This window comes from Arthrobacter sp. P1_A5, from assembly GCF_056406825.1.
Window position 1 is genome coordinate 1 of sequence record NZ_JBFTZL010000164.1, and the last position, 8,209, is coordinate 8,209.

Here is an 8,209-nt window from a genome sequence, read left to right on the forward strand (position 1 = left end):
GCCGATCCCGGTGCCGTTCCCCATTCCGGTGCCGGTCCCCATCCCGGTCGCTCCTCCGGTGCCGCACGCCGGCCCCCGGACCCGGGAGCGCACCGCACCGCGCGTGACCCCCAGGGTCGACGTCGTCCCGCGCACCCAGACCCGCCGTCGTCGTCKCGGCCAGCTGCACTACGTGACCTACCGGAAGTACAACCCGCGCACCGGCCGGACCTATGTCGGTCGCACGATGGGCTACGGCTCCGCCCAGGCGATCGTGGCCGCGCGCGACCGTCTGCACCACATGACGGCGCTCGGCTACGGCCCGGCCAAGCTCGACGAGGTCACGGACGCCACGTTGCCGTTCTCACGCCGGCACAGGGACCCGGCGTACCAGGCCATCCGGGGCCGGGAGCAGCAGCTGATCGACAACTACGGCGGCGCGATCAGCGACGTCGGACGACGCAACACGCGGTCGGGGAACGCGATCCGCGGTGTCGGCAAGGCCAACTGGCGCGGTCGGATGTACGACGCGGCCGCGACCGCCGAGTTCGGCCGCAGGGCTCCGTACACCGGCTATTGACCCTGACCAGCACCACCACACCACGAGCTCGAGCACCCGAGGAGAGAGCAGGACGATGACGAGGATCCACTGGCAAAACGGCATGATCGTGGCCGCCACCTTGCAGGACGGCCGTACGTACCACGCCCTGCTCCTGGAGTTCCCCTGGGTGGCCTTCTACGACGGCTCCGACCCGGACGCGGACACATCGATGGACGAGGTCGTCGGCCGACCGGTCGCCCGCATCCTCGCCATGCATAAGGACCTGCTGAAGACCTGGTACCCGGTCGGGACCACCACGCCCGACCAGCGCCCGGCGCTGCCGACCGGCCAGTTCCTCCAGGAGGCCGACGAGCCGGAGCGGATCCGGATCCTCGACGTGGCCACCGACCAGATGCGTCCGGCCACCTTCGAGGAGGCCCAGGGGCTGGAGGCCGCCGCCGTCTGGGAGCCCGAGCATGTCGCTGACTATCTGGTCGCCCGCACCCGCGGGGAGACCGACATCTGGACTGAGAGCCTGCGGCTCATCAACCCGTCCCACCACCACAACTCCGGCGAGGAGAACCCGTCATGAAGCTGTCCGGACGCAACCTTCAACGCAACCTGCGCGGCGACGACGTGCACCTGCTGCACACCGAGCTGACGGGGATCAGCGCCGACGTGCCCGAGGCTGAAATGGCCAAGGCCTTCTTCGGCGCCGGGACCGACGAGGCTGTGCGTACCTTCCAGAGCCAGCACGGCCTTGAGCCCTCGGGCGTGGTGGACGAGAAGACTGCGGCGGTGATCAACGAGGAGTTCGACAAGCTCCACGGCGACCAGGGCGGCGACAACCACGGTGGCGGGGACCAGGGTGGGGACCACCACGACAACGGCGGCGGCCAGCCGACCGAGGACGGCGAGGACCCCTGGCAGGTCAGAGGCACCGTCGCAGCGGCCGCGCGCGGTAGCGTCCCCGGTCTCGTCGTGACCGTGCTGGACCGCAGCATCAGGCATGACGACGAGCTCGGCAAGACCGTCACCGACTCCCAAGGTCGTTACGCCGTGAGCTACCCGCCGGCGTCGTTCCGCGTCCGCGGCAAGCAGGCTCCCGACGTGGTGGCGGTCGTGACCGACCCCAACGGCGTCCGGCTGGCGCATTCCGACGTCGTGTTCGACGCCGGGCCCTTGGTGACCATCGACGTACTGATCCCCGAGGGCACCCTGAAGGGGCTGGTCACCGAGCACGAGGCGCTCGCTGCCGCGGTCGCGGGGCACTTCGACGGCGCCCTGTCGGACCTGCGCGAGGACGACGACCACCAGGACCTGACGTACCTCTCCCGCAAGACCGGCTGGGATGCACGCGCCATCGCCCTGGCAGCGACCGCGGCGCAGCTCTCGACGGCCGCGTCCCAGRCACCGACGTCCCTGGCTGCTGAGGCGCCGGCGCTCACCCCTGACCACTACTACGCGCTGCTGCGCTCTGGTGCGGCCGACAGCGCCGACGCCGTGCACGCCTTGCATCCCGCCGACGTCTCGCAGATCTGGGACCGCGCGATCGAGGCCGGCGTGGTGCCGGAGACGACGGTCGGCGAGAACCGCGATCAGGCCATGTCCGGCTTCTCGCAGATGGCGGCGTACTCCTCGCTGCAGGCGAGCCCGGCCCTGCCCGGCGCCTCGTCGCTGAGCGCCCTGCTCAGACAGTCCCTCGGGCAGGACGAGGAGCAGCACCAGGTCTTCGCCGAGCTGCTGGTGACCCATCGCGACGACCCCGACGGCCTGTGGACGGCTGCGCGGGAACGCCTTGGCGGCGAGGCCGCCGACCGGCTGCGGGTCGACGGCCAGCTCGCCCTGGTCACCCTCGACAACGCCGCGCTCATCGAGCGCCTGCACGCCCAGGACCAGGGCCCTCTCGCCAGCGCGACGGACCTGGCAGCGCGCGGCTTCGGGGACGCCGAGGCCTGGGCGYCGCTGATCGACGCCGACGCGATCCCCGACACGGTCCCGGGCGAGGACGCGGACACGCGGCGCCAGCGGTACGCCGATCTGCTGGCCGCCCAGGTGCGTGCGGCGTTCCCGACGGCCGTGACCGCGCACCAGGTCGGCACAGGCGCCCTGGTGCTGGCTGATCCAGGCCAGAGCGACGCCGTCAGCGGCTTCCTCAGCGACCATGCTGCGGACTTCCAGATCGGCGCGGAGCCGGTGAGCCGCTACCTGGCCCGCACCGGCACGGACGCTGAAGCGCCCGTGCTCTCGGAGGTCCAACGCATCCAGCGCGTCTACCAGCTCACCCAGGACGACCGCACCATGGCTGCGCTGCTCGACCGGGGCCTGGACTCCGCGCACGCGATCGTCGACGCGGGCCCGCAGCTGCTGCGCTCGACGCTGGGGCAGTTCTCCGAGGCGCAGGTCGACGCCATCCGCGCGAAGGCGCTCCAGGTGCACCTGGCCGTCCTGAACCTCGCTGGCACCTACCTCACCGCCCGGCAGGCACCGATGATCGGCGGCGGTCCGGCGGCCACGCTCGTCGACCCGTCCTCGACCACGTCGGCACCTGCAGCCGCGGCCGGCCCGGTGGAGCCGCCCGACCTCGAGCAGCTCTTCGGCTCCATGGACCTGTGCACCTGCACGGAGTGCCGTTCGGTCCTCAGCCCGGCGGCGTACCTGGTCGACCTCCTGCAGTTCACGGCCCGGCCGGCCTCGCAGGGCAGCGTGCCCCAGGACGTGCTGTTCGGGCGGCGCCCGGACCTCCAGCACCTGCCCTTGTCCTGCGAGAACACCAACACCCCGCTGCCGTACATCGACGTGGTCAACGAGACCCTCGAGTGCTTCGTGACCAGCGGCCTCTCACTGGCCGGGTACACCGGCCACGACACCGACGAGCACGACCGCCCCGAGGACCTGCTGGCCAGCCCGAAGTTCGTCCAGGACGCGGCGTACACCTTGCTCGCCGGCGAGCACTTCCCGCCGCCGCTTCCTTTCCACCGCCCCCTCGAGCTGCTGCGGCGGCACGTCAGCGCGCTGGTGTCACCGGGCGAGCCCGATCGCGCCGGCCACGCACTGGCCGACCTCCTCCAGGCCGTGCGCGCGGACGACGCGGTGGAGCGAGCCGGCGACGCCGGCTACGGCTGGCGTGACGTGGAGATGGAGCGGATCGGCATCTCCCGGGCCGAGCACGACCTGCTGACCGACTCGACCATCTCGCTGGCCGGCCTCTACGGCTTCCCGGCCGGCACCGCCGATGCGGATGTCGTCACCGCCATGTCCGACCCGACGGCCTTCGCCCGCCGTCTGGGCCTGACCTACGACGAGGTGGCCCAGCTGGTGCAGACCCGCTTCGTGAACCCCGCCGCTGCCGTGATCCCTGCCTGGAGGCACGTTGGCGTGGACGCGGCGACCCTTGGCCGGGTGCACGACGGCACCATCGACGACCCGACGCTCGCAGCCCTGCTGCCCGCGGGTGTCACGACCGCCGATGTGCGTGCCTTCGTGGCTAACGCGTACGACGAGGTGACCGGCCTGCTGGTCCTGCAGCAGCAGCCCGACGCGTCCGGCTGCGACTTCTCGGGGTTCCGGCTCCAGCACAACGACCCGGCAGCGGGGGTCGACAACTCCGTGACGCCGGTCGACCTGGTGCGGATCGCCCGCTTCATCCGCCTGTGGCGGGCCCTCGGCTGGACGATGCCCCAGACGGACGCGGTCATCGGCGCGCTGTTCCCGAACCTGCCGCCGGCCGGACCGCCGCCCGGGGCCCGCGACTTCGCCGGTCTCGACGCGGGGTTCGCCGTCCTGATCCTGCGGCTGGGCGTCGTGCTGGACGTGATGCGCCGGCTGAAGGTGCACACCGCCGACCTGGAGTCGCTGCTGACGCTGTGGGCGCCGATGGCGAGCCCGACCACAGGTTCGCTCTACGAGCAGGTCTTTTTGAGCCCGACCTTGCTGGCGCTGGACCCGAGCTTCGCGCCCGACGCCACGGGCGCCGTGCTGGGCGACGCCGGCGCCCGGGTGGACCAGCACCTGGACGCGCTGCGCGCCGCCAACGGCCTGACCGCGGCGGAGCTCCAGCTGGTGGTGGCCACCCTTCCTGCCGGTGGGGCGACCCCGCTCGACCTGGCCGTCGTGGGCCACGTCTACGCCTGTGCCTGGCTGGCGCGGCGGCTGCGGCTGAGCGTCGCCGAGCTGCTCGGCGTGCTCCGCCATTCGGGACTTGACCCGTTTGCCGGCCCGGAGCCGCCGACCCCGGGCATCACGGGGCTGCTGGACCTCCTCGACGACCTGGTCCTGTTGCGCCTCAAGCCCACCCAGGCGCTGTACCTGATGTACGACGACGACCTCACCGGCACCTCGTCGACGGCCTCGGACGACGCCGCCAGGCTCGCGCGCACGCTGCGCGCGTCGTTCGTGGAAGTCGACGCCCAGTTCGCCGTCGTTGACGACCCGACCGGCGAGATCGCCCGGGCGCGGATGTCGCTCGCCTACAGCGAGGAGGCCACGCTCTACTTCTTCGGCCTCCTAGCAGGCAGCTTGACCGTGTCGACGGGGTACGCCCACGACCACGAGGCCCTGGACCCCCTGGTCCTCGCCGCCTCCGACGACCGGCTCCGCTACGACGACCTGGGCAAGACCCTGACCTTCGCCGGCCTGCTAACCCTCGACGTCCGTGCCGCAATCGCCGCAGTGGCCGGGATCAGGCCGGAGCTGCTGGCCGCCGTCGACGTCCTGGCCACCGACAGCCAGGCCCGGACCGCGGCGTTCTTCGCGAGGTACCCCGAGCTGGCCGCACCGTACGACGCGTTCGTGCTGTCCACCGACTCCCTCCAGCACCGGCTGCGGACGGTGCTCGACACGATCCTGCCCGATCTGGTCCGCCGTCGCCGCCAGCAGCAGGCGCTCGCCGCGCTCGCTGCCGTCCTGCAGGTGGGCACCGACGTCGTCGCCGCCGTCGCGGACGACCCCGCCGTCCTGCGCGGCGACGCCGGCTCCGAGGGCACCAGCGCGCTCGACGACCTGACGGCCATCGCCGACGGCGGCCTGGACATGCGGGTGTGGAACCAGCCCGCCCTCGGTCCTGGAGATCCCGACCAGGAGGGCCTGGCCGCGCAGATCGACACCGACCAGCAGGCCTTGCCGCACCCCGGACCGGTGTCGGTTACCTGGGCCGGGTCCGTCGAGGCTCCGTCCAGCGGGACGTTCGCGTTCGCCGTCGACACCGACGGCGCCGTCGCCCGGCTGCGCATTGACGGCCGGGAGCTGGCACTGGACGAGGACGGTCAGCGCTGGCGTACCCACGATCCCGTACCTCTCGAAGCCGGAGCGCTGGCCGCCGTCGAGGTAGAGGTCGAGGGGATCGGCAACCGCGTCACGTTGCGGTGGCAGACGGCAKGCCTGGGCTGGCAGCCGGTGCCGAGCAAGAACCTCTACCCACGCTCGGCGATGGAACGACTGGCCCACAGCCTCACCCGGGTCCGCAAGGTCGCGTCCTTGGCGCTGGCCGCGAAGCTCACGTCGGCGGAGACGACGCACCTGGCGACCGACCCCGGGCTGCAGGTGGGTGCGCTGTCGTGGCCGAACGCACTTCGAGTCGGGTCCGCGATCGTGACCGGCCACGACGTGCYGCTCACCGCGGTGCTGCGCGCCGTGGCGTGGTATGCCGGCGCCAAGGCCCGCTGGTCACCGACGGACGAGCGGCTGCTCGCCATCCTCGGCGCGCCGGGTCAGCTGGGTGTGGCCGGCGCCGCCAGCCCGTTGTCCCAGCTCATGGGCTGGTCGGACGAGATCGTCGACTCCCTGCTGACCAGGACCGGCCATGCCCGTGCTGACCTGGCGAGCCTCGCCGTCCTGCGCCGGCTATCCGAGGCCGCTGCCGTCGTCGCGGTGCTCGGCACCACGGCCGGCGCGGCGATCGCGACGGCGACCAACGACCCGACGATCGACCAGGTGGCCACCTTCCAGACGGCGGTCCGGGCCAGGTTCGCCGAGGAGGACTGGCGTCAGGCGGTCAAGCCGATCATCGACGACCTGCGGAAGCTCCAGCGCGATGCGCTGATCGCCTACGTGCTGCGCCGGCTCTCCGAGACGCCCGCCACGGCGCACCTCGACACCCCGGACAAGCTGTTCGAGTTCTTCTTGATGGACGTCGAGATGGACCCCTGCACCTTAACCTCGCGGATCCGGCACGCCCTTTCCTCGGTCCAGCTGTTTGTGGAGCGGTGCCTGATGAACCTCGAGCCGGAGGTCTCCCCGGGCTCGATCGACGCGGTGCAGTGGGCGTGGATGAAGCGTTACCGGGTCTGGGAGGCGGCCCGCAAGGTATTCTTGTGGCCCGAGAACTGGCTCGAGCCCGAGCTGCGCGACGACCAGTCGCCCATCTTCAAGCAGGTCGTCGGTGAGCTCCTGCAGGGAGACGTCACCGCCGACCGGGCCGCCGCTGCCCTGACGTCGTACCTCACCCAGCTCGAGGAGGTCGCACACCTCGAGCCGTGCGGCATGTACGTCGACGAGCAGGACGCCGGCACCGCCGACGACGTCGTGCACGTCATCGGCYGTACGTCGGGTGCCCACCGCAAGTACTTCTACCGCCGCCGGGAGTACGGCTTCTGGACGCCGTGGGAGCCGGTCAAGCTCGACATCGAGGACAACCCGGTCGTGCCCGTGGTGTGGAAGGGCCGGCTGTTCGTCTTCTGGCTGCGGCTGATCCGGTCGACACCGACCGACCCGTCGACGGTCTCGACGACCGCTCCGGCCGGAAAGCTGGCCGACGTCGAGCTGGGCACCGTCAAGAGCACTGCCGCGGCCGGGCTCAACGCGTCGGCAGCCGTGCACGTCAAGGCCGTGCTGTCCTACAGCGAGTACGTCGCCGGTGCCTGGACCCCGGTCAAGACCTCGGACCCCGAGGCCGCTACCGACCTCGGGTCGTTCAAGGCCGACGGCGCCGGCTCATTTTCGCGGATGTCCCTGCGCCTGTCCACCTCCGGCGAGGACGGCACCCTTCAGGTCTCCGCCAACGGCTCGGGTGGCTCGTGGTTCCAGATCTACAGCAGCAGTGCGGCGCCAGTGCGTCGCGAGGACGCCGTGACGTCCGGCATCTTCACGGTCATCTGGGGGTTCCCGGCCTCCCGGTCGCTGACCGTGTCGGGCGGCACGCTCTCCGCGACCTACAACAAGTCCGGCTGGGCCTTCGTCACCCACTCGCTCTTCGAAGATCCCCTGCAACGCACGGTGGTCGTCGGAAAGACACCGATCCGCGCGGTCGCCCCCGCGCAGAGCAGCACCGCGCCCTGGGACCTGCCCTTCCTGGTCAGCGACGCCGAGCACGCGTTCTACGTCGAGACGAGCGAGGAACCGACGCACGTCCGGGAGTTTGCCGGCTACGGCTACGCCGGCAGCCCGACCACGCCGACGACGCCACCTGTCATCCCGCCGATCTACTGGGAGGAGACACCGTCGTTCAAGCCCCGCGTCGATCCCTGGGAGCGGCTGGTGAACCCGGCTGCGACCGTCACCGACCCGGCACTCCTGCGCCTCGGCCTCAGCGAGGACGTCCACATCACCAAGGCCGTCGGTGCGCTGGGCGCCGTCCGCTTCGGCGAGCGGCAGATCGGCCCGTCCGGGACCATCGCCGACCGCACCGTGCTCGGCGGACCCTGACGGACACCGGTCCCACTCTCAGCCACCTTCCACCCAACGAACCAGGAG

3 protein-coding genes are annotated in these 8,209 nt (G+C 71.5%); all 3 read left to right on the forward strand.

The features are described 5' to 3' along the window. A partial coding sequence (locus tag AC1D1S_RS17005) for a hypothetical protein (RefSeq protein ID WP_476994994.1) occupies positions 1 to 559 on the forward strand: 559 nt, incomplete at its 5' end. Positions 560 to 614: 55 nt separating this feature from the next. Further along, positions 615 to 1,112 carry a hypothetical protein gene (locus AC1D1S_RS17010; RefSeq protein WP_476994995.1) on the forward strand — a complete coding sequence of 166 codons (498 nt, stop codon included), beginning with the start codon at positions 615 to 617 and terminating at the stop codon, positions 1,110 to 1,112. Then, the gene (locus AC1D1S_RS17015; protein ID WP_476994996.1) at positions 1,109 to 8,161 is read left to right on the forward strand and encodes a neuraminidase-like domain-containing protein; all 7,053 of its coding nucleotides are present in this window, start codon (positions 1,109 to 1,111) and stop codon (positions 8,159 to 8,161) included. Before AC1D1S_RS17010 ends, AC1D1S_RS17015 begins: the two co-directional genes overlap by 4 nt. Positions 8,162 to 8,209 lie beyond the last annotated feature (48 nt).

Excerpts from the sequence above, each read along its gene's own strand:
- AC1D1S_RS17010 (WP_476994995.1), top strand. The coding sequence starts at position 615 with ATGACGAGGATCCACTGGCAAAACGGCATGATCGTGGCCGCCACCTTG.